Origin of the sequence: Glaciihabitans sp. UYNi722, assembly GCF_040549465.1 — a bacterium.
GTDB lineage: Bacteria > Actinomycetota > Actinomycetes > Actinomycetales > Microbacteriaceae > Lacisediminihabitans.
On sequence record NZ_JBEPTL010000013.1, the window covers coordinates 1 to 26,992 of the forward strand.

The 26,992-nt window shown below is 64.9% G+C and carries 28 protein-coding genes; 18 read left to right on the top strand and 10 right to left on the bottom strand.

The window, feature by feature from the left end:
• Positions 1-141: 141 nt before the first annotated feature.
• The gene (purM, locus tag ABIB56_RS10745) at positions 142-1,251 is read right to left on the bottom strand and encodes a phosphoribosylformylglycinamidine cyclo-ligase (RefSeq protein WP_354569202.1); all 1,110 of its coding nucleotides are present in this window, start codon (positions 1,249-1,251) and stop codon (positions 142-144) included.
• 124 nt (positions 1,252-1,375) lie between these two features.
• Between purM and purF the strand changes: the two genes are divergently transcribed.
• Positions 1,376-2,833 (top strand): amidophosphoribosyltransferase, encoded by a 1,458-nt coding sequence (gene purF / locus ABIB56_RS10750; RefSeq protein WP_354569203.1) that lies wholly within the window; start codon positions 1,376-1,378, stop codon positions 2,831-2,833.
• A gap of 170 nt (positions 2,834-3,003) precedes the next feature.
• Here the strand turns inward: purF and ABIB56_RS10755 are convergent, their stop codons facing one another.
• Together ABIB56_RS10755 and ABIB56_RS10760 are read right to left on the bottom strand one after the other, a co-directional pair.
• Positions 3,004-3,375 (bottom strand): hypothetical protein, encoded by a 372-nt coding sequence (locus ABIB56_RS10755; protein WP_354569204.1) that lies wholly within the window; start codon positions 3,373-3,375, stop codon positions 3,004-3,006.
• 4 nt (positions 3,376-3,379) lie between these two features.
• Complete coding sequence (locus tag ABIB56_RS10760; protein ID WP_354569205.1) at positions 3,380-3,757, bottom strand: sterol carrier family protein; 378 nt, start codon at positions 3,755-3,757, stop codon at positions 3,380-3,382.
• 64 nt (positions 3,758-3,821) lie between these two features.
• Here ABIB56_RS10760 and purD point away from each other — a divergent pair, with 64 nt between their 5' ends.
• The 3 genes from purD to ABIB56_RS10775 are packed head-to-tail and all read left to right on the top strand — an operon-like array spanning position 3,822 to position 6,489.
• Positions 3,822-5,072: a phosphoribosylamine--glycine ligase gene (gene purD, locus ABIB56_RS10765; protein WP_354569206.1), complete on the top strand. Its 1,251-nt coding sequence runs from the start codon at positions 3,822-3,824 to the stop codon at positions 5,070-5,072.
• Positions 5,069-5,998, top strand: coding sequence for a phosphoribosylaminoimidazolesuccinocarboxamide synthase (locus ABIB56_RS10770; RefSeq protein ID WP_354569207.1), 930 nt, complete (start codon positions 5,069-5,071; stop codon positions 5,996-5,998). Before purD ends, ABIB56_RS10770 begins: the two co-directional genes overlap by 4 nt.
• The gene (locus ABIB56_RS10775; protein WP_354569208.1) at positions 5,995-6,489 is read left to right on the top strand and encodes a GNAT family N-acetyltransferase; all 495 of its coding nucleotides are present in this window, start codon (positions 5,995-5,997) and stop codon (positions 6,487-6,489) included. Before ABIB56_RS10770 ends, ABIB56_RS10775 begins: the two co-directional genes overlap by 4 nt.
• Before the next feature lie 94 nt (positions 6,490-6,583).
• Here the strand turns inward: ABIB56_RS10775 and ABIB56_RS10780 are convergent, their stop codons facing one another.
• Complete coding sequence (locus tag ABIB56_RS10780) at positions 6,584-7,168, bottom strand: hypothetical protein (protein ID WP_354569209.1); 585 nt, start codon at positions 7,166-7,168, stop codon at positions 6,584-6,586.
• A gap of 57 nt (positions 7,169-7,225) precedes the next feature.
• On the opposite strand from ABIB56_RS10780, the gene ABIB56_RS10785 reads away from it, so the two are divergent.
• Entirely contained in the window at positions 7,226-7,354 is a 129-nt protein-coding gene (locus tag ABIB56_RS10785) for a hypothetical protein (protein ID WP_354569210.1), read from the top strand.
• A 66-nt stretch (positions 7,355-7,420) separates the two neighbouring features.
• On the opposite strand, the gene ABIB56_RS10790 is transcribed toward ABIB56_RS10785, so the two are convergent.
• Entirely contained in the window at positions 7,421-9,082 is a 1,662-nt protein-coding gene (locus ABIB56_RS10790) for a GMC family oxidoreductase (protein ID WP_354569211.1), read from the bottom strand.
• Positions 9,083-9,097: 15 nt separating this feature from the next.
• Complete coding sequence (gene mftR, locus ABIB56_RS10795; RefSeq protein WP_354569212.1) at positions 9,098-9,727, bottom strand: mycofactocin system transcriptional regulator MftR; 630 nt, start codon at positions 9,725-9,727, stop codon at positions 9,098-9,100.
• A gap of 98 nt (positions 9,728-9,825) precedes the next feature.
• Between mftR and mftA the strand changes: the two genes are divergently transcribed.
• From mftA to mftF, 13 genes are all read left to right on the top strand, one after another.
• Positions 9,826-9,933, top strand: coding sequence for a mycofactocin precursor MftA (gene mftA / locus ABIB56_RS10800; RefSeq protein ID WP_354569213.1), 108 nt, complete (start codon positions 9,826-9,828; stop codon positions 9,931-9,933).
• A 9-nt stretch (positions 9,934-9,942) separates the two neighbouring features.
• Positions 9,943-10,218 carry a mycofactocin biosynthesis chaperone MftB gene (gene mftB / locus ABIB56_RS10805; RefSeq protein ID WP_354569214.1) on the top strand — a complete coding sequence of 92 codons (276 nt, stop codon included), beginning with the start codon at positions 9,943-9,945 and terminating at the stop codon, positions 10,216-10,218.
• Entirely contained in the window at positions 10,215-11,642 is a 1,428-nt protein-coding gene (gene mftC, locus ABIB56_RS10810; protein WP_354569215.1) for a mycofactocin radical SAM maturase, read from the top strand. Before mftB ends, mftC begins: the two co-directional genes overlap by 4 nt.
• Before the next feature lie 110 nt (positions 11,643-11,752).
• The gene (locus ABIB56_RS10815) at positions 11,753-12,592 is read left to right on the top strand and encodes a mycofactocin-coupled SDR family oxidoreductase (RefSeq protein ID WP_354569216.1); all 840 of its coding nucleotides are present in this window, start codon (positions 11,753-11,755) and stop codon (positions 12,590-12,592) included.
• Between the two features lie 37 nt (positions 12,593-12,629).
• Positions 12,630-13,463, top strand: coding sequence for a mycofactocin-coupled SDR family oxidoreductase (locus ABIB56_RS10820; protein ID WP_354569217.1), 834 nt, complete (start codon positions 12,630-12,632; stop codon positions 13,461-13,463).
• 59 nt (positions 13,464-13,522) lie between these two features.
• The gene (locus ABIB56_RS10825) at positions 13,523-14,356 is read left to right on the top strand and encodes a mycofactocin-coupled SDR family oxidoreductase (protein WP_354569218.1); all 834 of its coding nucleotides are present in this window, start codon (positions 13,523-13,525) and stop codon (positions 14,354-14,356) included.
• A gap of 28 nt (positions 14,357-14,384) precedes the next feature.
• Positions 14,385-15,203, top strand: coding sequence for a mycofactocin-coupled SDR family oxidoreductase (locus tag ABIB56_RS10830; protein ID WP_354569219.1), 819 nt, complete (start codon positions 14,385-14,387; stop codon positions 15,201-15,203).
• Positions 15,204-15,298: 95 nt separating this feature from the next.
• The gene (locus ABIB56_RS10835) at positions 15,299-16,132 is read left to right on the top strand and encodes a mycofactocin-coupled SDR family oxidoreductase (protein ID WP_354569220.1); all 834 of its coding nucleotides are present in this window, start codon (positions 15,299-15,301) and stop codon (positions 16,130-16,132) included.
• Between the two features lie 75 nt (positions 16,133-16,207).
• A complete protein-coding gene (locus ABIB56_RS10840; RefSeq protein WP_354569221.1) occupies positions 16,208-17,119 on the top strand; it encodes an AAA family ATPase in 912 nt (303 codons plus the stop codon).
• A 24-nt stretch (positions 17,120-17,143) separates the two neighbouring features.
• Positions 17,144-18,106: a vWA domain-containing protein gene (locus tag ABIB56_RS10845; RefSeq protein WP_354569222.1), complete on the top strand. Its 963-nt coding sequence runs from the start codon at positions 17,144-17,146 to the stop codon at positions 18,104-18,106.
• An 85-nt stretch (positions 18,107-18,191) separates the two neighbouring features.
• Positions 18,192-19,475 (top strand): pre-mycofactocin synthase MftD, encoded by a 1,284-nt coding sequence (mftD, locus tag ABIB56_RS10850; protein WP_354569223.1) that lies wholly within the window; start codon positions 18,192-18,194, stop codon positions 19,473-19,475.
• Between the two features lie 36 nt (positions 19,476-19,511).
• Complete coding sequence (mftE, locus tag ABIB56_RS10855) at positions 19,512-20,207, top strand: mycofactocin biosynthesis peptidyl-dipeptidase MftE (protein WP_354569224.1); 696 nt, start codon at positions 19,512-19,514, stop codon at positions 20,205-20,207.
• Positions 20,204-21,601, top strand: a complete 1,398-nt coding sequence (mftF, locus tag ABIB56_RS10860) for a mycofactocin biosynthesis glycosyltransferase MftF (protein WP_354569225.1) — start codon at positions 20,204-20,206, stop codon at positions 21,599-21,601. The genes mftE and mftF overlap by 4 nt, the downstream gene beginning before the upstream one ends.
• A 150-nt stretch (positions 21,602-21,751) precedes the next feature.
• On the opposite strand, the gene ABIB56_RS10865 is transcribed toward mftF, so the two are convergent.
• The 4 genes from ABIB56_RS10865 to ABIB56_RS10880 all read right to left on the bottom strand — a co-directional run bounded on the left by ABIB56_RS10865 (position 21,752) and on the right by ABIB56_RS10880 (position 26,976).
• Positions 21,752-23,497 (bottom strand): glycoside hydrolase family 2 protein, encoded by a 1,746-nt coding sequence (locus ABIB56_RS10865; RefSeq protein ID WP_354569301.1) that lies wholly within the window; start codon positions 23,495-23,497, stop codon positions 21,752-21,754.
• 210 nt (positions 23,498-23,707) lie between these two features.
• Complete coding sequence (locus ABIB56_RS10870) at positions 23,708-25,030, bottom strand: ABC transporter substrate-binding protein (RefSeq protein ID WP_354569226.1); 1,323 nt, start codon at positions 25,028-25,030, stop codon at positions 23,708-23,710.
• A gap of 61 nt (positions 25,031-25,091) precedes the next feature.
• Positions 25,092-26,033 (bottom strand): carbohydrate ABC transporter permease, encoded by a 942-nt coding sequence (locus ABIB56_RS10875; protein WP_354569227.1) that lies wholly within the window; start codon positions 26,031-26,033, stop codon positions 25,092-25,094.
• Positions 26,026-26,976 (bottom strand): carbohydrate ABC transporter permease, encoded by a 951-nt coding sequence (locus ABIB56_RS10880; RefSeq protein ID WP_354569228.1) that lies wholly within the window; start codon positions 26,974-26,976, stop codon positions 26,026-26,028. The genes ABIB56_RS10875 and ABIB56_RS10880 overlap by 8 nt, the downstream gene beginning before the upstream one ends.
• Positions 26,977-26,992: the final 16 nt, after the last annotated feature.

Consider the following 26,992-nt stretch of genomic DNA (forward strand, 5'->3'; position numbering starts at 1 on the left):
CTTCCCAGCCGGGAACAACGGTCCGATCACCGCCCACGCCTCATCAGAAACCACATCACGCGACATCCAACAAGACTCGCCCACGACCACCCAAACCCGCTTTAGCAACACGCCCTAGCCCCACTCGTCGGCGAGCCCGCGCTACCGGTAGCTTCCGGTCAGGCGTACCGCGCCGCCGTTGACGCCCTTTGCGCCCTGCTCGAAGCCCGCGATATCGCGCTCTGAGGTTGAGATGGTTCCGACCGTCCAGGCCGGAATACCGTCCGTCGCGAGCTTCTCGATGATGCCGTCTACGGCGTGCGCCGCGACGACGGCGATCATACCGATGCCGAGATTCCAGGTTCCTTCGGTCTCTTCGAGGCTGATGCCGCCCCACTCAGCGACTACATGGAAGACCGGCTGCGGCGACCAGGTTGCGCGATCGACCTCGACCCAGCTGCCGATCGGCAGTACCCGCGCGAGGTTGGCCGCGATTCCACCGCCGGTGACGTGGCTGAGCGAGTGCACGGAGGTGCCGAGGCGCGGGTCGGAGAGCAGGCGCAGCAGGGGGGCGGTGTACAGCTTCGTCGGCTCGAGCAGCACTTCGCCGACGAGTCCGCCGAGTTCCGCCGACTGGTCAGAATAGGAGATGTTGCGGCCGGCAAGAATGTGCCGCACAAGCGAGTAGCCGTTCGAGTGCAGCCCGGATGACCCGAGCGCGACGACCACGTCGCCATCGGCCACGAGGTGGGAGCCCAGCAGCGCGTCGGACTCGACGGCGCCGACGGCGGCACCGGCGACGTCGTAATCGTCCGGTCCGAGGAGGCCAGGGTGCTCTGCCGTCTCCCCGCCGACCAGGGCGGTGCGAGTCTCGCTGCAGGCACGTGCGATGCCGGCCACGATATCCGCGATCCTGGTCGGAACGACCTTGCCGCAGGCGATGTAGTCGGTCATAAAAAGCGGCTTGGCGCCGACGACAACGATGTCGTCGACGACCATTCCCACGAGGTCGAATCCGATCGTGTCGTGCTTGTCAATGGCCTGGGCGATCGCGACCTTCGTGCCGACGCCGTCGGTGGAAGTGGCGAGCAGTGGCTTGGTGAAGGTCTTGAGGAAAGACACGTCGAAGAGACCGGCGAATCCGCCGACACCGCCGAGAACCTCAGGGCCGTGGGTCTTCGAGACCGCCGACTTCATCAGCTCGACGGCCAGGTCGCCGGCCGCCGTATCGACGCCGGCCTCTCGATAGGAGGTGGAGGAGTTCTCGGTCACGCCTCAAGAGTACCGGCGGGCTGTTACTCAGCCTTCACGGGCCTGGGGACAAATGTCGTATGCGAGACTAGAAGCGGCCCGAATCCGGGCGACAGCCACCTTGAATAATGGAGCCCGCTAGCGCATGTGCGGCATTGTCGGCATCGTTTCTTCGGAACCCGCCAACCAACAGGTCTACGACAGCCTCCTGCTTCTGCAGCACCGCGGTCAGGACTCCACAGGAATCGCCACCGCAGAAGGCCGGACCTTCCATATGGTGAAGGCTAAAGGCCAGGTGCGCGAGGCCTTCCGCACCCGTGACATGCGCGCCCTACCGGGCAACATGGGACTCGGTCACTGCCGCTACGCGACCAAGGGCAACGCGGCCAACGAGCAGGAAGCCCAGCCGTTCTATGTGAACGCGCCCTACGGCATCGTGCTGGTGCACAACGGCAACCTCACCAATACGCGTGAGCTGACCGAAGAACTGTTCCACATCGATCGCCGGCACCTCAACACCACCTCTGACACCGAGCTGCTGGTGAACGTGCTGGCACACGAACTGCAGGAGCAGGTGACCGGGCCCGACCTCGATCCCGACCAGATCTTTGCCGCCGTCGAGCGGGTGCACGAACGCGTCGAAGGCTCCTACGCCACCATCGCGATGATCCCCGGATACGGCCTGCTCGCCTTCCGCGACCCATTCGGCATTCGCCCCCTCGTGCTCGGAAAGCGCACCAGGGGCTTCGTTGGCACCGAGTGGATCGTGGCATCCGAATCTCTGGTGCTGGAGAGCGGCGGCTACGACTTCGTTCGGGATGTCGCGCCCGGCGAGGCGATCTTCATCGCTGTCGACGGCGAGATGACCTCCAAACAGTGCGCGAAGAACCCGCGCCTCGTGCCATGCTCCTTCGAGTACGTGTACCTCGCTCGCCCCGACTCGATCATGAACGGTATCTCGGTCTACGAGGCCCGTCTGCGACTCGGCAACCGCCTCGCCGACACGATCGCGAAGTACACGCCGATGGGTGACATCGACGTGGTCATGCCGATTCCGGATTCCGCCCGCCCCGCCGCGATGCAGGTGGCCCAGAAGCTCGGCGTGGAGTATCGCGAAGGCTTCTACAAGAACCGCTACGTCGGCCGCACCTTCATCATGCCAGGCCAGGCGGAACGCAAGAAGTCAGTGAAGCAGAAGCTGAATGCCATGGGCAGCGAGTTCACGGGCAAGAATATTCTCATCGTCGACGACTCGATAGTGCGCGGCACCACCTCGAAGGAGATCGTGCAGATGGCCAGGGAAGCCGGGGCCAACAAGGTCACCTTCACCTCCGCAGCGCCGCCGGTTCGCTTCCCACACGTGTACGGCATCAACATGCCGTCACGGCAGGAACTCATCGCCCACAACCGCAGGATCCCCGAGATCAACACCGAGATGGGTTCCGACAACCTGATCTACCAGGAGGTCGCCGACATGCAGGCGGCCATTATCGAGGGCTCGGATGTCGAAGCGCTCGAGATGAGTTGCTTCACCGGCGAGTATGTGACCGGCACTGTCACCCCCGAATACCTGGCCTGGGTGGAGAAGACGCAGCTCAGCTAGCGGCGTTCGCGACCGCTCCAGCCGCGGTCGACAGCTTGTGTCGAAATCGACCGCGCGGGGTTGTGTTATCCGCGCGCCGGTTGCAACAGGCGCGCGGATAACACAACGCCGCGCCAATGCCCCAGCTTGGCGGGACGAAGCCGCAGTCGCCCGCAGCAACCCGGGCCAGCTCAGTCCTGCTGGATCTCACCCTCAGCAGGCTCCGCGTCGACCGGCTCCGCGCCAAGAGGCTCGGCGTCGACGGTGGTGTGCTCCGCGTCGAGCGTCTTCGCCCGCCGATTCGACAGCAGGTCGAGGAGGATCGCCACGAGGGCTCCCGCGACCGCTCCGACCGGAATCCCGTACAGCGCGAAATAACCGAAGAGTGCGCCGAACCCGACGTTGGGATCGATGGGGAAGAGCGCCGTGAGGATGAAGGTGACCGCAGCACCGAGCCCCGCACCCAGGATGATGAACACGGGATACTTGGGCGCGCGACGAATGCGTACCTGGGTGACCGCCGTGGTTCCCTGCGGTTCCGGGGTCTCGGTCTCGTTGCTCATAGGACTATTGTCCCTCGTCAGCCCGGTCCCACCTGATCGGCAGGTTCTGGCTGAGGTCCGCGCGCGAACCGGATGCCGAGATACGGCCCTCGGAGAGCACGGTCGCCCACTCCTCACCGCCGGTCGCGATCGCGAGCCAGGTGAGGGCATCCATCTCGACGACGTTGGGCGGTGTGCCCCTGGTGTGACCGGGTCCCTCGATGCACTGGATCGCCCCGAACGGCGGAACGCGCACCTCGACCGAGTTGCCGGGAACCTCGTCTGCGAGGAGCTGCAGGAGGTAGCGCACAGCGGTCGCCTCGGTGTTGCGGTCGGCCACCGTCGCTAACGCACGGCGCACGGCATCGCCGCCCACGGCATCCGGAATCTTGGGGAGTGGCATGTGTCAACGCTAGTGCGCCGCTGGACCGGCGGCGGGCTACAGCTGGCTTGGGTACGCTTACCGGGTGAGAATTCTCGTTCTTGGCTCCGGCGCGCGTGAGCATGCCATCGTCACCGCTCTCCTCAGCGAAAACGCCGGTCATGAGATCACCGCAGCTCCCGGTAATGCCGGCATCGCCGCCGACGTGTCGGTGATCGCTCTCGACCCGACGAACCCGGGTGTCGTCACCGAGTTCGCACTCGACAATGACATCGAACTGGTCGTGATCGGACCGGAGGCGCCCCTCGTCGCCGGCGTCGCAGATAAACTCCGCCAGCGCGGCATCGCCGTGTTCGGCCCTGGCAAAGCCGCAGCCGCGCTCGAAGGAAGCAAGAACTTCGCCAAGCGAATCATGGATGAGGCCGGCGTGCCGACAGGTCGCGCGGTTCGTGCCGGAAACCTCGGCGAAGCCATCACCGCCATCGACGAGTTCGGCGCCCCTTACGTGGTCAAAGCCGACGGTCTCGCCGCCGGCAAAGGAGTGCTCGTCACCCCCGACCGCGATGCGGCGATCGCCCATGCCACCTACTGGCTCGGTCACGGCAGTGTGCTGGTGGAGGAGTTTCTCGACGGTCCGGAGGTCTCGCTCTTTCTACTGAGCGACGGTCACAACGTGCTCCCGCTGTCACCCGCGCAGGACTATAAGCGGCTCGGCGACGACGACGACGGCCCGAACACCGGCGGAATGGGTGCTTACTCCCCGCTGCCGTGGCTGCCTGCCGGGTTCGTGGACGAGGTCATCGAAACCATCGCGCTGCCCACCATCCGCCAGCTCGCCACGGAACAGACACCGTTCATCGGACTGCTCTATTGCGGATTGATCGTGACGGACTCCGGCATCCGGGTGATCGAGTTCAACGCCCGCTTCGGCGACCCCGAGACACAGGTGGTGCTTCCGCGACTGGTCACCCCGCTGAGCGGACTGCTCTTCGCGGCTGCGGTTGGTGGCCTCGGCGAGCTGGAGCGTCCCGAGTTCTCGGATGACGTAGCGGTCACCGTGGTGCTCGCCAGCGAGGGCTATCCAGAGACCCCGATCACCGGACGCACCATCACAGGGCTCGACACCGCGCTGGCCATTCATGGCGTGTCCATCGCCCACGCGGCGACCGCCCACTCCGGCGACCACCTGGTGGCGACCGGCGGCCGGGTGCTGAGCGTCGTCGCTACCGGCGGCGACTTCACCGAGGCACGCTCCCGCGCCTACCGAGCGCTCGAAGCCATCGACCTCGAGGGTGGTCAGTACCGCACGGACATCGCGGCAAGAGTCGCCCAGTGAGTGCGATCGACCTGCCCGGCTGGACCCACGCCTACTCCGGCAAGGTGCGCGATCTCTACATCGACGAGAACACCCGGGACCTCGCCTCCGCGGATCGCGTGCTCATGGTTGCCAGCGACCGGGTGAGCGCCTTCGATTTTGTGTTGTCCCCCGGCATCCCCGGCAAAGGCGAACTACTCACCACGCTGAGCCTGTGGTGGTTCGACCAGCTGACCGGTGTGCCCAATCATCTGGTCGCCGACCATGAGATCTCCGACGATGGAACTGTCAACGATCTGATCCCGGATGCCGTGGCCGGGCGCGCGATGCTGGCCAGGACGCTCGACATGTTTCCGATCGAGTGCGTGGTGCGCGGATACCTCGTCGGCTCCGGCTGGGCCGAATACCAGCGGTCGCAGAGTGTCTGCGACGTGCCGCTGCCCGCCGGCCTGCGGAACGGCGACCGCCTGCCCGAGCCGATCTACACGCCGGCGTGGAAGGCCCCGATGGGAGAACACGACGAGAACATCTCCTTCGAGCGGACCGTGGACCTGGTGGGTGCGGATGCCGCGGAGGCACTTCGCTCGCTGAGCCTCGAGGTCTTCAGCCGGGCATCCGCCATCGCCGAGGCACGCGGTGTGATTCTCGCCGACACGAAATTCGAGTTCGGCGCGAACCGGAACAGCGGCGTCATCACCCTGGCCGACGAGGTTCTCACCAGCGATTCCAGTAGGTACTGGGATGCGGAACTCTACGCGGCGGGCGACGACGACCGGCTAGCCAGCTTCGACAAGCAGATCGTGCGCGACTGGCTGAGCGAGCACTGGGACCGTTCCGCTTCGACAGGCTCAGGGCAGGCTGGCCCTCCGCCGGAGCTCCCCCAGGAGATTGTCGAACAAACTGCCGCCCGCTACCGGGAACTCATCGAGCGGCTCACCCGCTCATGATCATCCGCGAGACCAGCTGGGATGACCCGGATGCGATCGCACTGAGGGACGCCCAGCGTGCGGAAATCGCTGAGCGCTACGGCACCCCGGACTCCGAGCCTGGCGTGGCGCCGAGCGCCGCCGACATCTCCGTCTTCTTCGTGGTCTTCGACGACGACGGGGCAGCGATCGGATGCGGCGGCCTGCGGCAGTTGGACGACACCGAGGCCGAGATCAAACGCATGTTCGTGCAGCCCGAAAGCCGTGGCACAGGGGCATCGACAGCGATCCTCGAGCGCCTCGAGCAGGAGGGTCGCGTTCGCGGACTCGGCCGCCTTGTGCTCGAGACGGGCAACCGCCAGCCCGACGCCATCCGTTTTTATCAGCGCCAGGGCTACACCCGCATCCCGAACTTCGGCTACTACGTTGACTCCGCCATCTCGCTGTGCTTCGCGAAACCCCTCATCGCGGACGACCCCGCCGGTGACGTCGCCTGCGAGGGCTGCGAGTAGCCTGGTGGACCCGACGATCGGCCAGCCGGGGTCCCCATCGCGGAGGAAGGCCACCGCAGCGCCGTGAAGATCGGTTGCGATGGCCCGGGGAGGCTCATCGCCGGCTATCGCCGTGACCCGTTCGGCGTCGAGACAGTCGAAGAAGAAGGGCACGTCGAGGCAGTGGACGGCGGACCCGTGTATGGGCGAACGCCAGGAGAATCGGTACATCCAGGTCGGGCGATACCCCGGCCTCGGCGATGCGTGGCACGGATGATCGGAGCAGTCGGTCTGTGTGGTAGCGGGCGAGCACGGCGGCGGTAGGTTCGGCGACCCTGTCGGGATTCGCGACGAGATACGATCTGCGGCGCGCACGGGTGAGCCCCAGCCGTCTGAGCCTGAGACCGGTCAGCACCCAGCGCAGCTGTCTCTTGACCGAGGAGAAGATCATGGAGAACTCATCGTCGGTCGCCCCGAGGACGAGCGGTTTGTCGGCACCCACCCCGCACAGATCGAGTCGATGGTGGGCCGGGGATGAGCACGCCATCGACGACGGGTCCGAGCCGGAGTCCATCGTCGGCTCGACGCCGGCGAGACCGGCGAGGTGCCTCGCGAGATCTTCCGCGCGCTCCTGGCTCAGGTTGGCAGTCGCGCCTGAAATGCTGTAGTCGCCACGAAAGAGATGCAGGGCCGCGGGCATCCCGAGCAGGGTCACTACAGCCCCGCCGCCCGCCGACTGACCAGCGCTAGTTACCCGATGGTCGATCCCCTGATGATGAAGATGATGTCGTCGTTCCCGATCGGAAGGCTCGCGAGCTTCCCAGGCCTGGGTCTTGGTGTGGAGGAGATCGCGCAGCTCATCGCTGCCGGCAACGCAGCGGGGTAGCGAGGAGGCGGTCTCGTTCCGCACGCACTCGTCGGGCACCTCCTGCCCACGGTGCGGGCGGAGCAGCTAGTCACCGCGACGGATGAAGCTGGCGATCAGCTCCCCGATGAGCACGGCGGTCGCGGCCGGTCCGCGCGTGGGCGTCGTCGGCAGGATGGAGGTGTCCGCCACGCGAAGTCCCTGGACCCCGTGCACCCGACCGTACTGGTCCACGACGGCGGCCGGGTCGGCTGCGCGGCCGAATTTCGCGCTGCCACAGAGGTGGATCGCGGTACCGAGGTGGCGCAGCATCCAGTCGTCGAGTGCGGTGTCATCATCGAGGATCGCGTCGGTCAGCTCGGTGAGGCGGCGGAACAGCGACCGGTAGGCATCCGTGCGCAGGATGCGCACCGTCGTACGGATGACCTCGCCCATGCGCCGCAGATCGCTCTCGGTCGACAGGTAGTTGTAGTCGATGCGCGGCTGCACATCGGGATCGGCGGAGTCGAGGGTGATCTGCCCGCGAGAAGTCTCGGCCTGCACCGCGACCAGGAAGGCGAGGTCACCCTGGTGCGCGACCTGCTGGGAGAACCGTTTGAGCGACACGCCCTTCATCGCCCGTGCGACGCGAAGCGGATGCCGCAGGAAGGTGCCTGCGCCGGCGACGGTGCCCTGCGCGCTGCCGGTGAGAAGATACCCCATCGGCTTGATCATCGGGAGTATCTCCAGGTCGCCATCGAATTGCGAACCCTCCGGCCCTTCCGAGGTGAAGTTGAGGCAGTCCGCCATCGACTGCGTCGTCGAGTAGTCGACGATGCCGCGGCGGGGCTGCCAGCCGACAGCGATGTCGGGATGGTCGCTGAAATCCGTGCCGACCCCCGGGCGATCGCTCACCACCGGGATGCCGAAACGCTCGAGTTCATCGCGTGGTCCGACGCCCGAGACGAGCAACAGGTGGGGAGACTTGACCCCGCCGGCGGACAGCACGATCTCTGCCGCCTCGATGCTGGAGACCGCACCGGCGTGTACGACTTCGACTCCGACGGCGCGCGTGCCGTCGAAGATCACCCGGCGCACGTAGCTGTCGCCCTGCACCGTCAGGTTCGCGCGCGAGCGAATCGGATTGATGTAAGCGATTCCGGTGTTGAGTCGTATGCCGTCGATGGCATTCATCGGGACTGGTCCGTATCCCGGCTCGCCCTGGTCGTTCTTGTCGGGTTCTGAGATGAAACCCAGTTCCTCTACGGCGCGGCGGAAGGCCACGGTCGCCGGATGATCCTGGGGCGGCCTCGAGATCGTCATCGGCCCCGAACCGCCGTGCACCGCTGTCTCGCCGTACTGCAGGTCGTGCTCGAGCTTGCGGTATAGCGGCAGCACCTTCTCCCACGCCCACTCGTCGTTGCCGCCTGCCGACCACCGCTCGAAATCCTGGCGTCTGGCGCGGATGAAGTAGGCGCCGTTCACCGCGGACGAGCCGCCGAGAATGCGACCACGCGCGATCGAGTACGGCAGCGAGGGCGTGAGATGCCCCATGAACGACCAGTTCTGCGGATGCCCCGGCATCGCACCCTGCACGGTGCCTGAGTCGAGCAGTTCCTTCGGGAAATCGTCGGTGGAATCGGGCACGGGACCTGCCTCGAGGAGAAGCACCGACCGTTCCGGATCTTCGCTCAGCCTCGCGGCCAGCGGCGCGCCAGCCGCGCCAGCGCCCACCACGATGACGTCGTATCTCACCCGGAGTCGCTCCATCCCTCGACTCCAGTATCAACCCGCCGGGTGGATCTCCAGGCTCGCGAAGACAGTCCTCAGCACGACGAAGGCCGCCTCGAGTAGCTCGAGCAGGTCGGCATCCTCATGCTTAAGCCACTGTTCGTAGGCGGCGAGGGATGCACCGAGAAAGGCCCACGCGATGGTCTGCGGTTCGAGATTGTCGCTTTCGATACCCAACCGCAGAGCGGCGTAGTCGGCCACGACCTGGCGCCACGCTGCGTAGCGCAGGGTCGAGTGGGCAACGAGGGCCGGAACGTTGAGCAGGAGATCCATCCGTTCCCTGTGGAACGGGATCTCCTCCGCGGGAAAGCGGTTGAACTCGACGACGGCCAGCGACAGGGCCTCAACGAGCGGGGTGTCGCTGGGAAGCATCCGCAGGAAGGAGCGCATCTGCTCGAGGCCCGCGTCGAAGTCACCCCATGGCAGGTCGTTCTTCGAGGGGAAGTAACGGAAGAGAGTGCGGCGACCGATGCCGGCGGCGATGGCCACCGCATCCACCGTGGTGTTCTCGAAACCATTCTCGATGAAGAGCTGCAGCGAGATGTGACTTAGCTCGGCGTGCGAGATAGAGGGCTGGCGTCCGATACGCGCGCCTGACGTTTTCGGCGCATTCGAAGCATCCATGGAGGTTCACCCCTTCCCTTCGGCACTCAGTGTCATTAGTCTCAGATTAGTAACGGATTTTCGCCGCTGTAGTCGATTTCTAGCACGAGGAGGACCTCATGGGACCCACCGAACAGTCAACCACCGAGACCGATGTAGTCGAGCTGGTCGAAGAAGACACCCTGGTCGAGGAGATCTCGATCGATGGCATGTGCGGCGTCTACTAAGTCGCCGACATGTCCGACCTTGATCTTGACCGCGGGTGGGATATCCATCCGCAAGTATCCGTACGACCTGAGCCCTTCGGCGCACTTCTCTATCATTTCGGCACCCGCAAGCTCTCGTTTCTCAAAGACACGACCCTCCTCGCGGTCGTGAAGTCCCTCGCGGAGTCTCCCTCCGCCCGGGCCGCCTGCCTCACCGCGGGCGTCGGCGAGTCCGATCTTCCCCGCTACCAGCGGGCACTCGCCACTCTCGCGCAATCATCCATGGTCGTCGAAAGGGCCTCATGACACTCCTCGATGCTCCCCGAACCTCCCCCTTCGTTCTCGCCCCGAAAGACACACCACGCAAGACCGAGCGTCTCGTCGATCTCTTCGAATACGGCCTGGACGCTCCCATCTGCCTCACCTGGGAGTTGACCTACGCCTGCAACCTCTCCTGCGTGCACTGTCTTTCCAGCTCCGGCCGTCGCGATCCCCGCGAACTGACCACGGATGAGGCCAAGGCAGTTATCGACGAATTCGAGCGGATGCAGGTCTTCTACGTCAACATCGGCGGCGGAGAACCCACGGTTCGTCCGGATTTCTGGGAACTCGTCGACTACGCATCCGACCACCACGTCGGGGTCAAGTTCTCCACCAACGGCGTGAAGATCTCGCCGGAGATCGCGCAGCGGCTGGTGAAGAGCGACTACGTGGATGTGCAGATCTCCCTGGATGGCGCGACCGCCGAGGTCAACGACCACGTTCGCGGACCTGGCAGCTACGCCACCGCCATGAAGGCCATGCAGAACATGTACGACGCAGGGTTCAAGGGCTTCAAGATCTCGGTCGTCTGCACCAGCCAGAACATCAGCCAGCTCGACGACTTCAAGGCCATCGCGGACAGGTTCGACGCGCAGCTGCGTCTCACCCGCCTTCGACCATCCGGCCGCGGCGCCGATGTTTGGGACGAACTGCATCCCACGCAGGCTCAGCAGCGCGAACTCTACGACTGGCTGGTCGCGCACGGCGAAGGCGTGCTCACCGGGGATTCCTTCTTCCATCTCTCCGCCTTCGGGGATGCCCTGCCAGGCCTCAACCTCTGCGGAGCCGGTCGCGTGGTCTGCCTCATCGACCCGGTCGGCGACGTCTACGCCTGCCCCTTCGCCATTCACGAGGAGTTTCTCGCCGGCAACGTCCGCTCGGAGGGCGGCTTCCAGGAGGTCTGGAAGCATTCGGAGCTCTTCCTCAAGCTGCGCGAGCCGCAGTCGGGAGGCGCATGCACCTCGTGCAATTTCTTCGACACCTGCAAGGGCGGCTGCATGGCCGCCAAGTTCTTCACCGGCCTGCCGCTCGACGGTCCAGACCCGGAATGCGTGCAGGGCTACGGCGAAGAGCTACTGAAGAACCGTAAGGAGAAGGACGGCGGACCGATCCTTCCGACCTCGTCGATCGTGGACCATTCCCACAGCACTACCCGCGCCGTACGCGAGGGCATGGGACCGGTGCAGCTCACGCTGAGCCGCCGCGCCGGGATGGCGCCGGTAAACGCAGCAGACTGCGAGCCGAGTCCGCTCACCGGGTTCAGCCCGGAAACGCCTGCGACCAGCGCAGCGCAGCCTCCGGCGAGCGATTGCGACGAGAGCCCACTGGCCGGAATGAATCTTTGGGCGAAATCAGATGCCGGTTGCGCATGCGGCAGCGGAGGAGAAGGTGCCTGCGGCTGTAGTTAGAGCCTGATTCGCAACGCGGATCGACGTGACAAGCGCCTGGTCCGCTTGCGACGGAGAGCCACGGATTACCACCCGGGATCCGCGTTGTAATGAATCGGAAGGAGCACGCGATGGGGCGTGTAGAAGGAAAAGTAGCATTCATCACCGGAGCCGCACGCGGACAAGGGCGTAGCCATGCCATCCGTCTGGCCCAGGAGGGCGCTGACATCATCGCGGTGGATATCGCCGAATCGATCCCCGGTATGGAGAGGTTCTACCCGGGTGCGACAGAGGACGACCTCGCCGAGACCGTCCGCCAGATCGAAGCCCTCGACCGCAGGATCGTCGCAACCAAGGCCGATGTCCGGGACTTCGACGGCCTGAAGGCAGCTCTCGACCGAGGTGTGGCGGAACTCGGACACGTCGACATCGTGAGCGCCAACGCTGGCATCTTCATGTTCGGCGACCAGACCCAGCTCGTCACCGACAGCGATTGGCAGACAGTGATCGACATCAACCAGACGGGCGTCTGGCACACCGCCAAGGCGGTCATCCCCCACTTGATCGAGCAGGGCACGGGCGGATCCATGATCCTCACGAGTTCGACCGCCGGGATCATGGGCACTCCGAACGTGGCCGCCTACACTGCGAGCAAACACGCCGTCGTCGGAATCATGAAGACGCTCGCGCTCGAACTCGCTCCCCACTCGATTCGCGTCAACACCGTGCATCCAACCGGTGTCGCCACGAACATGATCCTCAACGAGGCGACGTTCCGCCTCTTCATGCCCGACCAGGAGCACCCCTCGCAGGAGGAGGCTGCGAAGGTATTCCAGTCGACGAACGCGCTGCCGATCCCGTGGGTTGAACCTGTCGACATCTCGAACGCCGTGCTGTTCCTCGCCTCTGACGAAGCACGGTACATCACCGGCACCCAGCTCAAGATCGACGCCGGCTACACCCTGAAGTAGCCACTTAGCAAGTAACACACAACGAAAGGAGCACGCGATGGGGCGTGTAGAAGGAAAAGTAGCATTCATCACCGGAGCCGCCAGAGGGCAGGGGCGCAGCCACGCACGGCGACTCGCGCAAGAGGGTGCTGACATCATCGCGATCGATGCCTGCGAGGACCAGCCGAACATCCCCTACGCGGGAGCGACCGAAGCCGACCTCGCCGAAACCGTTCGCCAGGTCGAAGCTCTCGACCGCCGCATTGTCGCCACCAAGGCCGATGTGCGCGACTTCGCCGCGCTCAAAGCCGCCGTGGATGAGGGTGTAGCCCAGCTCGGACGTCTCGACATCGTGAGCGCGAACGCCGGCATCGGTGTGAACCCGCTCTCGACCGACGAAATCCCGGACGAGGTCTGGAAAGACATGCTCGACGTCAACCTGTCCGGGGCGTGGCGCGCCGCGAAAGCAGCCATCCCACACATCAAGGCTGGAGGGCGTGGCGGGTCGATCATTCTCACCAGCTCGGCGGCCGGGCTTCGCGCCTACGCCAACGCCGGTGCCTACGTGTCAGCGAAGCACGGTGTAGTCGGCCTCATGCGAACCCTCGCGCTCGAGCTCGCGCCGGACATGATCCGGGTGAACAGCATCCATCCAACCCAGGTCGACACCGACATGATCCAGAACGAAGCGACCTATCGGTTGTTCCGTCCGGACCTCGATCACCCCACGAAGGAAGATTTCGCTCCGGCCTCGCAGACGATGAACGCACTGCCGATCCCGTGGGTCGAGGCGATCGACATCTCGAATGCCGTGTTGTTCCTCGCCTCCGACGAGGCGCGCTACATCACCGGCGTGACCCTCTCGGTCGATGCCGGATCCAACATCAAGTAAGCGAAGTACAACACCCGAACACGAGCACAACCACAAACAGTCAGGAAAGAGAAGAGATCATGGGAAGACTCGAGGGCAAAGTCGCCTTCATCACCGGAGCAGCACGAGGCCAAGGCCGTAGCCATGCGCTGCGGCTGGCACAGGAGGGTGCCGACATCATCGCGATCGACATCTGCGAAGCGCTGTCGGAGAACACCTATCCCCCAGCGACCGAAGAGGACCTAACAGAGACGGTTCGACAGGTCGAAGCCCTCGACCGCCGGATCGTGGCCACGAAGGCGGATGTTCGCGACTTCGCCCAGGTGAAGAAAGCCGTGGACGACGGCGTCGCACAACTCGGCCGCCTCGACATCGTTTCGGCCAACGCCGGAATCGGTGGTACGCCGCACCACTCGGAGGACATCCCTGAAGACGAGTGGAAGAACATGATCGACATCAACCTGTCGGGCGTGTGGCGAGCGACGAAGGCTGCGATACCGCACCTCAAGGCGGGCGGGCGAGGCGGTTCCATCATCCTCACCAGTTCGGATGCCGGTCTCTTCGCCTACGAGAACATCTCCCACTACGTGTCTGCCAAGCATGGCGTCGTCGGGCTGATGCGTACGCTGGCGCTGGAACTCGCACCGGACTTCATCCGCGTGAACAGCGTGCATCCGACGACCGTCAACACGCTGATGGTGCAGAACGAGGGCACCTACAAGTTGTTCCGGCCGGACCTGGAGAATCCGACGCAGGACGACTTTGCGGCGGCGGCCACCACGATGAACGCGCTGCCGATCCCGTGGGTGGAGCCAATCGACATCTCGAACGCCGTGCTGTTCTTCGCCTCAGACGAGTCCCGCTACGTCACCGGCGTCCCCCTCGCGGTCGACGCCGGCGCCGCAATCAAGTAACACCCAAATCGAGAGAGAAGAGAACACCATGGCAGGACAACTCGAAGGCAAAGTGGCCTTCATCACCGGCGCTGCCCGCGGCCAGGGTCGCAGCCACGCGATCACACTGGCCAAGGAGGGGGCCGACATCATCGCGATCGATATCGCATCGCAGATCGACTCCGTGCCCTATCCGATGGCGAACCCCGACGATCTCGCGGAAACCGTGAAGCAGGTCGAGGCGCTCGATCGCCGGATCGTCGCCACGGTGGCGGACGTACGCGACAGAAGTGCGCTGCAGGCGGCCTTCGACAAGGGCGTCGCAGAGCTCGGACTGGTGCAGATCGTGTCGGCCAACGCCGGCATCGCACCGATGTCGCAGCATCCGACGGCGCAGGAATGGCAGGACGTGATCGACGTCAACCTCTCCGGCGTCTACCACACCGTCGAGGTGGCCAAGCAGCAGATGATCGACGGGGGCAAGGGCGGATCCATCATCCTCACCAGTTCGACGGCCGGCCTCACCGGAATCGGCGGGAATACTCCTGGCGGTCTCGGCTACACCGCGGCCAAGCACGGCGTGGTCGGCCTGATGCGCGCGTACGCGAACTACCTCGCCCAGTTCTCGATCAGGGTCAATACCGTGCATCCGACAGGGGTGAAGACACCGATGGTGCTGAATGACGCCATGCAGGCGTTCATCCAAGCGGACCCGGCGATGGGCCAGGCGATGCAGAATGCGCTGCCGGTGGACATGGTTGAGCCTGTCGACATCTCCAACGCCGTGCTCTGGCTCGCGTCGGACGCGGCACGTTACGTGACCGGAACCACCCTGCCGGTGGACGCCGGGTTCGTCAACAAGCGCTGAGCAATCGGCGGATGCCGGGTGGAGTCTCCGCCCCGCATCCGTGACCGACTGAGAAGCGTCAACAGCAGGACTGACTACAGAAAGAAGTTCTAATCATGGGAAGACTGGATGGCAAGGTCGCCTTCATCACCGGAGCCGCCCGCGGCCAGGGACGCAGCCACGCGCTGCGACTGGCTCAGGAGGGCGCGGACATCATCGCGATCGATATCGAAGACCAGATGAGCACCGTACCTTACGACATGGCGACACCCGCAGACATGGCGGAGACCGTCAAACAGATCGAAGCTCTCGACCGGCGGATCATCGCCACCAAGGCCGATGTGCGTGACTTCCACGCGGTCAAAGCCGCCCTGGATGATGGCGTCGCCCAACTTGGCAAGCTCGACATCGTCTCGGCGAACGCCGGAATCTTCAGCTTCGGCACGATGGAGGAGTTGAGCGACGACGAGTGGGACCAGCTGCATGACGTGAACCTCAAGGGCGTCTGGCACACGGCGAAGGCGGCGATCCCGCACCTGAGAGCCAACGGTGGAGGATCGATGATCCTCACCAGTTCGTCAGCGGGCGTGAAGGCCGTGCCGAACATCGGTCATTACGTTGCCGCCAAGCACGGCGTGATCGGCCTCATGAAGACGCTGGCTCTCGAGCTCGCGAACGACATGATCCGCGTCAACACCGTGAACCCGACCAGCGTCAATACCGACATGATCCAGAACGCGGCCACCGCGGCGCTCTTTGCGCCGGATCTGCCGGTCGAGGAGCGCACGCGTGAGGTTCTCGGTGAGCGCTTCAAGGTGATGAACGCGCTGCCGATCCCGTGGGTGGAGCCTGTCGACATCTCCAATGCCGTGCTGTTCCTCGCCTCCGACGAGGCGCGCTACATCACCGGAGTGGTCTTCCCTGTGGATGCCGGCCAGCTCGTCAAGTAGTCGATAGAAGCAAGTAGTCGATAGAAGTGGGGCGGCGTATCGTGCGCCGCCCCGCCACAACCCGAGGGAGAACCCGTGGCACAGAGCACCATCGCCGATACCCGGAAGCGGGTCGCGTCGCATCTCGTCGGCCGTGAGCGGGAGTTGGAACTCACGCTCGCCGCCGTCGCCGCAGGTCGCGACATCGTGCTCGAGGGGCCACCCGGCACGAGCAAGACGACGATGCTCAAGGCGATCACAGAGGAGTGGGGCATCCCGCTGCTCTTCGTCGAGGGCAACGCCGACCTCACGCCGGCCAAGCTCGTCGGGCACCACAACCCTGCACGCGTGCTCAAAGAGGACTACAGCGCAGACAACTTCGTCGCCGGGCCGCTCATCGAGGCGATGCAGAAGGGCGGGTTCCTCTACATCGAGGAGTTCAACCGGGCGCCGGAAGACACGCTCAACACTCTATTGACCGCCATGGCCGATCGCTCCATCGCCGTACCGCGGGTGGGTGTGATCGTCGCGGAGCCAACCTTCCGGGTGATCGCGTCGATGAACCCTTACGACAATGTGGGCACCACCCGCCTGTCGACGAGTGTGCACGACAGGCTCAATCGGCTCTCCATCGACTACCAGGATGCGGCATCCGAGGAGGGCATCGTGACCCTGCGCACCCATGCCGAAGGGTTGCTGCAGCAGCAGATGATGGTGGACGCCGTGGCGGTCACCCGCGCGACCCGTGAGCATCCGGACATCCGCCAGGGCAGCAGCGTGCGTGGTGCGATCGACTGCGTGCTGGTCGCTACGCAGCTGGCCGAACTGCGCGAAATCCTGAATCCGGAGGAATCGGGTTACCAGGAACTGTTCTACGACGCGATGATCGTGGCGCTCTCCGGCCGCATCCACCTCGATGAGGCGATCGAGTCGACGCCGGAGCATGTGCTGCGCGAGATCTGGGAAGACCACTTCATCCTTCAGCCCGCCATCGCGGAGCCCGGCTGAAGGGAGGTCGAGGCCGACACTCCGATGAAACGCGAGGCCTCTCCGAAGAAGAGCCGCACGCTGCAGCCGCTGAAGCGCAAACCGAAGCAGCTCGACCAACAGCCGATGGCTTACGAAGCCGGAAAGGGCGGTGCGGGCGTGGTGCTGCGCGCCGATCCGTCGCGTGAGCCGAGCACGGCAAAAGCGAAACCCGGGGTGTCGACGTCTGGTTCTACGGACGAGGACGCCGAACTCGTGCTCGCCACCGCGGACGCAGTGGATGCCGACCCCATCGTGCGAGCGCGCGCCAGACAGATCGCGGCGCGGCTGTCGATCCGCCGCCCGCGCGATGATGGCACCGGCCAGCGTGGCGTGGGATCGCTAGCCAGCCTGCCCTACCGCGGCGGCTCGGACGACATCGACCTCGACAAGACGATCGAGGTGCTCGCCGAGCGTCCGATGCCGGAAGACGAAGACATCATCGTGCACGAGCGCGTGCGAACCCGCCGTTCGGTGGTGCTCGCCATCGATGTCTCCGGATCGATGAAGGGCGAACGCGTGCCGACGGCAGCGGCGACCGTCGGCGCGCTGGCCGGCGAGTTGCAACACGATGCTCTCGCGGTGATCGCGTTCTGGTCGGATGCCGCGGTGCTGCTGCGTCTCGGCGAGCCTGTTCGCCCGATGGACCTGCTCGACACCATGTTGCGGATGCCGGCCCGCGGCCTCACCAACGTCTCGTTTCCGCTCGAGCTAGCCAACCAGCAGCTCAGGCGTGTTCCGGTGCGCGATGCCAGGGTCGTGATGCTGTCCGACTGCGTGCACAACGCGGGACCGGATCCCCGGGAAATCGCGGCGCGCCTGCCACGGCTCGACGTGCTCATCGACGTGAGCGGGGAGAAGGACATCGTCCTCGGTCGGGATCTCGCCCGAATCGGGCGCGGAAAGGCACAGCTCGTGCGCACCTATCGCGACGTGGCCCCCGCGCTGACCGTTCTCTTCGGATCGTGACCATTACTGTTATTTGGCACCGAGTGCCATTAAGCTGTGGGTAAGACTGTCCCGAGAGCGAACTGACAGATTAGGGAGAAATTCAATGGCGAAGAACGCATGGTTCGAGACCGTCGCCGAGGCGCAGCGTCGGGCCAGGAAGCGACTCCCGTCCTCGGTGTACGGCGCACTCGTCGCCGGCTCCGAGAAGGGGCTGACCATCGATGACAACATGGCGGCTTTCAGCGAACTCGGCTTCGCGCCGCACGTGGCCGGGCACAAACCGGAGCGTGACCTATCGACCACGGTGATGGGCATCCCGATCTCCTTTCCGGTGATCATCTCGCCGACAGGCGTGCAGGCCGTGCATCCGGAAGGCGAGGTCGCCGTCGCGCGTGCTGCCAAAAACCGCGGCACGATCATGGGGCTCAGTTCCTTCGCGAGCAAGCCAGTGGAGGAGGTCGCGGCCGCCAACCAGAACCTGTTCTTCCAGATGTACTGGACAGGCACCCGCGAAGCGATGGTGCAGCGGATGGATCGTGCCCGCGCCGCGGGGGCGAAGGGACTCATCGCCACTCTCGACTGGTCGTTCTCCAACGGACGGGACTGGGGAAGCCCCACGATTCCCGACAAGATGAGCCTGAAGACGATGGTCACGTTCGCGCCGAACGTGCTGCCGCACCCGAAGTGGCTCTGGGAGTTCGCGAAGACGCGTCATATTCCCGACCTGACGACTCCGAACCTCACCGCACCCGGCGGCGAGGCGCCGACATTCTTCGGCGCCTACTACGAGTGGATGCAGACACCGCCGCCCACCTGGGAAGACGTCGAATGGCTGCGCAAAGAGTGGGGCGGCCCCTTCATGCTCAAGGGTGTGACGCGCATTGATGACGCGAAGCGCGCCATCAACGCCGGCGTGACAGCGATCTCCGTCTCCAACCACGGTGGCAACAACCTCGATGGCACACCGGGGACTATCCGCGTGCTGCAGTCGGTGGCCGAGGTCGTGAACAACCAGATCGAGATCGTGCTGGACGGTGGGGTACGCCGTGGCAGCGACGTCGCGAAGGCCGTCGCTCTCGGAGCTCGCGCCGTGATGATCGGTCGCGCCTACCTCTGGGGCCTCGCCGCGAACGGGCAGGCCGGGGTGGAGAACGTGCTCGACATCCTGCGCGGCGGCCTCGATTCCGCGGTGCTCGGACTCGGGCACTCTTCCATCAAGCAACTCTCGCCTGCGGACCTCTACGTCCCGCCGACCTTCTCGCGCAGGCTCGGTGCGGATGCCGCAGCTCCGGCGACACCGGTGCGCCCGGCCCGCGCCGCGGCCGCCCCAAAGCCCATGACGAATCCTGCGACCAAGTCCCCGGCGAGGTCGACGGCCAAGGCCTGAGCGAAGTCGCGATAGCGTGATCCATAGGGAGCCCACGTGACGGCATTGCTGGCGGAGAGGGCGTGGCCCTCCGTCTCCGGCGCGCCGCTCGTACTCGTGCCGCTTGGCTCGACAGAGCAGCACGGGCCACATCTGCCGTTCTCGACCGACAGCGTGGTCGCCACAGCCGTGGCGACCGGGCTCGCCGACAGGCTCGATAACGCGATCGTCGCACCGACGATCTACTACGGTGCCAGCGGCGAGCACCAGTCCTTCCCTGGCACCGTGTCCGTCGGACATGAGGCGCTGCAGCTCATGCTCGTGGAACTCGCGCGATCGCTGTCGACCTGGGCGGGAAGCATCCTCATCGTGAACGGACACGGTGGCAATGTCGCCTCGCTTTCGGTTGTGATTCCGCAGCTGATCGCCGAGCAGCACCGAGTGGCGTGGGTGCCATGCACCGTGCGCCACGGCGATGCCCACGCGGGGCGGATCGAGACCTCCCTGATGCTGCACCTCGCGCCGCAGTCGGTTGATATGGCGAGCGCGAGCCCTGGCAACGTCTCTCCGATGAGTGAGTTGTTGCCCGCGATGCGCAAGGGAGGCACCCGGGCGGTTTCGGCATCCGGAGTGCTCGGCGATCCCATCGGAGCCACTGCCTCCGATGGGGTGGCGCTGCTCGACAAGATGATCGCGACGGCCCTGCGACGCTTCACCGCTTACGCCGTCGACGATCGAGGATGCCTGGCATGACTGACCAGCTTCCCGACGGTTTCACCGTGCGCCTCAACCGCCGGGTGCGAGTGCGCGACGGCGGCCGCGCCCTGATCGGCGGCTCCCCGACCAGGGTGCTCTACCTCGTCGACGCCGCGCGTGCCATGATTGTCGACCGCACACTGCGGATCGCGGATGCCGGCACCAGAACCCTGGCCGACCGACTCCTCGAGGCGGGCATGGCCGACCCCGTTCTCAGCTCGCTGCCTGATGCTGACGAGTCGGAGGTCACCTTCGTCGTGCCGGTGTTCGGCCGGCCGGCAGCACTTGATCGCCTGCTCACCAGCATCGGTCACGGGCGCGAGGTAATCGTGGTCGATGACGTCTCGCCCAACCGCGCCGCGATCATGAGCGTGGTCAACCATCATGGCGCACGCTTCCTGCCTCTCGAGGTGAACGGCGGACCAGCCGTTGCCCGCAATGAGGGGCTCAAGCACGTGACCACCCCCTTCGTGGCCTTCGTCGACTCGGACATCGTGCTCGATCCCCTCGCCACGTCGACACTACTCCGGCACTTCGTCGACCCGAAGGTGGCCCTTGCCGCACCGCGCGTGCTCGGGCTCGACGACGGCGGTGGCATGAACTGGATCGAACGCTACGAGGAGGCGCGGTCCTCGCTCGACCTCGGCATCCATCCGGCCACCGTCCGACCACGATCGCCGGTTTCCTGGGTGCCCGGTGCATTCCTCGTGGCCAGGCTAGACGCCATCGGAGACGGCTTCAGCGCCGAGATGCGCGAGGGCGAGGATGTCGACTTCGTCTGGCGTCTCGCAGAACAGGGCTGGCGTATCCGCTTCGAACCCGAGGCCAAGGTCTGGCATGAACACCGCCAGAGGGTCGGCGTCTGGCTTCAGCGCAAAGCCTTCTACGGCAGCTCCGCGCATCCGCTGTCGCAACGGCACCCGCACGACATCGCGCCGGCGGTGCTCGCGCCGTGGAGTGCTGGCGTCATCGTTGTGCTGCTGGCCCAACGACGCTGGTCCGTTCCCGCCGCTCTGCTGATCTCGGGCTTCGCCGTGTGGCGGATCGCCCGCAAGCTCAAGCGCAGCAAGCACCCGGTATGGGTCGCGACCGAGCTGACCACCGAGGGTGTGCTCGCGTCGATCACCCAAACAATGGCGCTATTGGTGCGACACTGGTGGCCACTCGCTGTGATCGCCGCGATCTTCTCGCGACGGATGCGGCGAGCCGTCCTGGTCTCCAGCGTGCTCGACGTCGTGCTCGAGTTCCGCCGCACGCGGCCACGGCTCGACCCGGTCCGCTTCGGGATCGCGCGCCGGCTGGACGACCTCGCCTACGGCGCGGGGGTCTGGTTCAGTGCGATCAAGGGCCGGTCTGCGCGGGCGCTGCTGCCCGACATCCGTCGCCACTGAATGTCAGTACCGAACCGTTGCGGAGGATCGAACAGGCCTGTCGTCCCTCGGGCGACGGTGACGGTGTGTTCTCCTCAGCAACGGTTGGTCACGGGCCGAGCAGCCACTCGTCGTCCGCAGACGATTTCTTCTCGCCTGAGATAGCTTTCTTCAGCGTCGCGTTCGCGATTCGTACGCCGCCGGCGCAGTCTGTACAGCGCGGATGACGGACAGGTCGAACTTCGGGACGCGGTCGAAGTCGACGAGTCCGTTCTGCTCCTGGAATGTGTCGGTCAATTGCGTATAGCAGTAACCGAACATGTTCTCGTCATCCCGAAGCACGCCGATGAGGCCCGCGAAGCGTTCGTGGAACTCGTCCCGACTGGAGACACGCTGACCGTAACCCCACGACTCGCTGCCGTCATCGTTTCGTGCAAGTTCTTCGTTCCACCAGATGCCGCCGAACTCCGAGACGAAGAACGGCTGGCCGCCGTAGGGGATGGAGATTCCCCGCTCGAACTCCCTGTTCATGAACGGCTCACCGTGTGCAATGCCACCTTGCTCTTCGGCGAAGCGTGCCGGGTCCTGCTCGTAGGAATGCGCATCCCACACATCGACCTCGCGCACCCGGTGAGAGTAACCGGACGCGTCGATGACGGGACGGCTGGGATCAGCCAGTTTGGTGGCGAGGAACATACCCCGCGTCACGTCGTCGAGCACGGTGATGCGGTCGTGCATGGCCTGATGCGTCTCATTGAGCGGGCACCAGCCGATGATGGCCGGGTGATTTACGTCGCGCTCGAGCGCTTCGAGCCACTGCGTGATGAACGACGCCGTCTGGCCCTGGTTGTGCCCAATGCCGCCGGCGCCGGACACACCCCAGTCGCCGAACTCGCCCCACACCAGGTAGCCAAGGCGGTCCGCATGGTAGAGGTAGCGCTCCTCGAACACCTTCTGATGCAGCCGGGCACCGTTGAACCCTGCCTCGAGGCCGAGCTCGATGTCGCGAACGAGGGCGTCGTCATCGGGCGCCGTCATGAGCGATGACGGCCAGTAGCCCTGGTCGAGCACGAGTCGCTGGAAGACGTGTTCCCCGTTGATGAGCACGGCGGTACCGTCGATCGCGATGCTGCGGAGTCCGGTATAGCTCGACACCCGGTCGGTAACGTTCCCGTCGCCGTCGCGCACCTCGATCTCCAGGGTATAGAGGAAGGGATTCGCGGGACTCCAGAGACGAACGTCGGCAGGGTCGAGCTGCAGACGGGCGGTGCCCGCAAGACTCATTCCGAAGCCGGCCGTCGCTGTTGCGACCAGGTCCCCCTCGGCGAAGAGCCGAATGGTGGCGGAAGCGCCTGCGGCATTGCGGCTCGGTACGAGTTCGCAGCTGAAGGAGCTGGAGTCGACGTCGGGTGTGATCCGGAAGCGGCGGAGGTGCAACGGATCGACAGCCTCCACCCACACTGTCTGCCAGATTCCTGTGGTGCGCGTGTAGTAACAGTCGGTGTTCGAGTACCAGGTGGCCTGCTTGCCACCGGCTTTCGCTTCGTGACGCGAGTCACGAGCGCGCACCACGATCGAAACCTCCTGCCCCGCGGCCAGTTCACCGAGTGGCGCCTGGAACGGGGTGAAGCCGCCGCGGTGTCGCACGGCTTCCACGCCGTCCACCCACACGGTGGCGTCGTGATCGACCGCACCGAAGTGCACGACGCCGCCCTTGCCGACCCACTCGCTCGGCACGGTGAAGCGCGTGCGATACCAGACGGCCTCCATGAAGTCCGTGTGCTCGATCCCGGATGCCGCCGACTCCGGAGCGAACGGCACCGTGATGCGGTCGGTGAGCTCTCGCTCCAGAACTCCGCGCTCTAGCCCGCTGTCGCCCTGGTCGATCTCGAACTCCCACCTGCCATTGAGGTTCATCCAGCCGTCGCGAACGAGCTGGGGGCGTGGATACTCCGGCCGTGGCTGAGGGCCGTCCTCGATGCGGCCGTTCGCTAGGGGTGCGGGAAAGGAAAGCGGGTGTTGTGTCATGTGGCGTGGTTCCGATGAATCGTGGGTGGGAGACGAATGCCGGGCAGGCCCCCGCTGCGACACACTCGCGTCGAGCGTGTCGCAGCGGAGGTCCGCGTGCTACTTCGCGTCTTTGACGGCCTTGGTCAGATCTGCGATGAACTCCTTCGCCGCTTCCTTCGGCGTCTTCTTTCCGAACTGCACGTCCTGGCTGTACCGACCGAGGATCGTATCGCTGTCTCCTGCGCCGACCGGCGTGATGGCCGGAGCATCGCCAGCGATGGCCGTCGCTTTCGAGATGACATCCGACACGATGACGTCGGTCGGTGAGAGTTTCGGCGCTATCGCTTTCTGGAAGGCGGGGTTGGCGGGCGTGCCGCGTTCCGTGCCGAACAGCTTGCCGACCTCGGGGTCGGTGGTCAGGAAGTCGATGAGCTCGGCCGCCTCAGCGGGATGCTTGGATTTGCTCGAGATCGTCCAGTACATCGAGGGCTTCAGATACTGGTACCCCTTGTGGGCGCCCTTGCGCGACGGCAGGGGGAGGAGGTCGAGCTTCTTGTCAGGTGCCGCCGCCTGGAAGGCCGTGAGCACAGCTGATGGCTGGAATGTCATGGCTGTCTTGCCGGTGGCGATGTCGGACTGGTCGATGGTGGCACTTGCGCCCTCGGCGAGCTGTGAGGCTCCTGGCGCCGCCCCGCTCTTGATCTGGTCGAGCATGTACTGCCAGTAGCTTTCGAGCACGGACTCCTTCAGCACCACGTTGCCGGATTTGTCATACAGTTCATTGCCATACTGCCTGGCCCAGAGGGTGAGCGAAGGAGTGTCACCGCCGAACGGGTTGATGCCGTGCACGCTGCCGCCGGACGCCTTGGTAACGGCCTGGGCTATGCCCGCGAGGTCATCCCAGGTCCACGAGTCGGTGTCGGGAAGGCTGATGCCGTACTTGTCGAGCATCGTTCGATTGACGATGATGCCGGTGGTCACGAGGCCGATCGGCACGCCATACATCGTGTCTTTGAGTTGACCCTGCCCTCGAATGGAGGCCGGAAGATCGGAGGTGTCGAGGATCTTGCTGTATTTGTCGAGGTCGGCGAGCGCTCCGCGTTGGGCGTAGGAGGCAAGGTACAGCTGATCGAACTGCATCACGTCAGGAGCCTGGCCGCCGGCGACAGTGGTCGCGAGCTTGTCCCAGTAGCCGGCCCACTCTGTCGACTGACCTTTAACGGTGATGTTCGGATGCTTCTTCTCGAAGAGGTCGATAGCAGTGCGCGTGAGCTTGTCGCGCGCGGCGGCTCCCCACCAGTTAAGCGAGATGGTGACGGGCTTGTCGCTGAGTGTGGTACTCCCGTCACCGCCGCCGACGGCGCAACCGCTGAGGATGAGCATCGAGACGGCGGCCGCGGCGATGCCTCCGAGCACCCGCGAATGGATAGTGCTTTTCATGATTCTCCTTCGAATGAGATGAACGGACGTGATGCAGGGTTGGGTTGTCGAGGCAGGGCTCTCACTTACCGCCGGTGGTCGCGATGCCTCGCAGGAGGAAGCGCTGGCCGAAGAGGAAGGCGAGGAACACGGGGAGGAGGGTGACGACGCTCATCGCGAAGAGCGCGCCGTAGTCGGACTGTGATTGCGAGTCGACGAAGGAGCGCAATGCCACGGACGCGGTGTATTTGTCGGGGTCGGTGACGTAGATCAGCTGGCCGAAGAAGTCGTTCCAGGTCCAGATGAAGGTGAAGATCGCGGTGGTCGCGAGCGCCGGCGTCATGAGCGGCAGCATCAGCTGCACGAAGATGCGCAGGTGCCCCGCACCGTCGATCCGTGCCGCTTCGTCGAGCTCTTTGGGGATGCCGCGGATGAACTGCACCATCAGGAAGATGAAGAACCCATCTGTCGCAAGGAACTTGGGGACGATGAGTGGCAGGTACGTGTTGATCCAGCCGAGCTGAGCGAAGAGCACGTATTGGGGGATGATCAACACGTGAATGGGCAACATCATCGTGACCAGCATCGCCGCGAAGGAGAGCCGTTTGAAACGGAAGCGCAGTCGCGCGAACGCGTAGGCCGCGAGCGAGCAGGTGACCACGTTGCCCACGATCGACCCGAACACGATGATCGCCGAGTTCAGCAGGTAGCTGCCGAACGGCTGGGCGAGCGCGTTCCATCCCTTCGTGTAGTTCTGGGTCGCGAAGGTGTCGAGCAGCAGCCCTGGATTGCCGAAGATGTGGCCATTGGGTCGGAGCGAACTCACCACCATCCAAAGCACCGGATAGAGCATGAGCAGTCCGAGCAGGATGAGCCCGACGTGCTTCCCGATGCTCGCCAGACGCTGGCGCCGCAGCAGTGCAGCTCTCTCGGCGGCACCACGGCTACGACGCTCCTCGTCGGTGAGCGGTGGCCGTGCCGGGTGGGTCGGCGCGGGGCGGGAAACGGTCTGTTGATCAGTCATCGTAGAAAACCCAATACTTTGAGGCCCAGAAGTTGATGGCGGTGGCGCCGGCAATGATGATCAGCAGAAGCCAAGCGATCGCGGAGGCGTACCCCATTTGGAAACTGCCAAATCCCTTCTGGTACAGGTACAGCGTGATGAAAAGGGTGGAGTCGGACGGCCCACCTGAGCCGTTGGACACCACGTAGGCCTGCGTGAACGACTGGAATGCGCCGATGATGCCGAGCACGAGGTTGAAGAAGATGATCGGGCTGAGCAACGGCAGCGTGATCGAGCGGAACTGCCGCAACCGGGAGGCTCCGTCTGTGGACGCTGCCTCGTAGTACTGCCTCGGAATCTGTCGGAGTCCCGCAAGGAAGATCACCATTGGCGCGCCGAACGTCCATACGTGCAGGATGATGAGCGTCGACAGCGCGGTATCGGGCGATGAGATCCATCCAGGCCCCGTGATGCCGAAGACGGCAAGCAGTGCGTTGACGAGGCCGCTCGTACCGAACACCAGCCGCCAGAGCACGGCGATCGCAACGCTGCCGCCGAGCAGGGATGGTAGGTACAGGATCGAGCGGTAGAACGAGAGGCCGCGCAGTCCGCGGTCGAGCAACACGGCGATGGCCAGCGCGACGATGAGCTGCACCGGCACCGAAACCACTACGTAAATGAGGGTCACGCCGAGCGACTGGTGCAGGCGCGGGTCCTCCAGCATTCGCTGGGCGTTCTCGAGGCCGGTGAAGTTCGGATTCTGCAACAGGTTGTAGTCGGTGAACGAGAGATACAGAGACACGATGACGGGACCGAGCGTGATGGCCAGGAAGCCGATGATCCACGGGGCGAGAAACAGTGCCGCGGCCTTGTTGTCGCGGAACTCGGACTTGTTGCGCAGCGCCGGGGTGCCCTTCTGGCCCTTCGGAACCTTGAGTGCTCGCAGCTCATTCAGGGCGCTCATCCGGCCCCCTCAATAA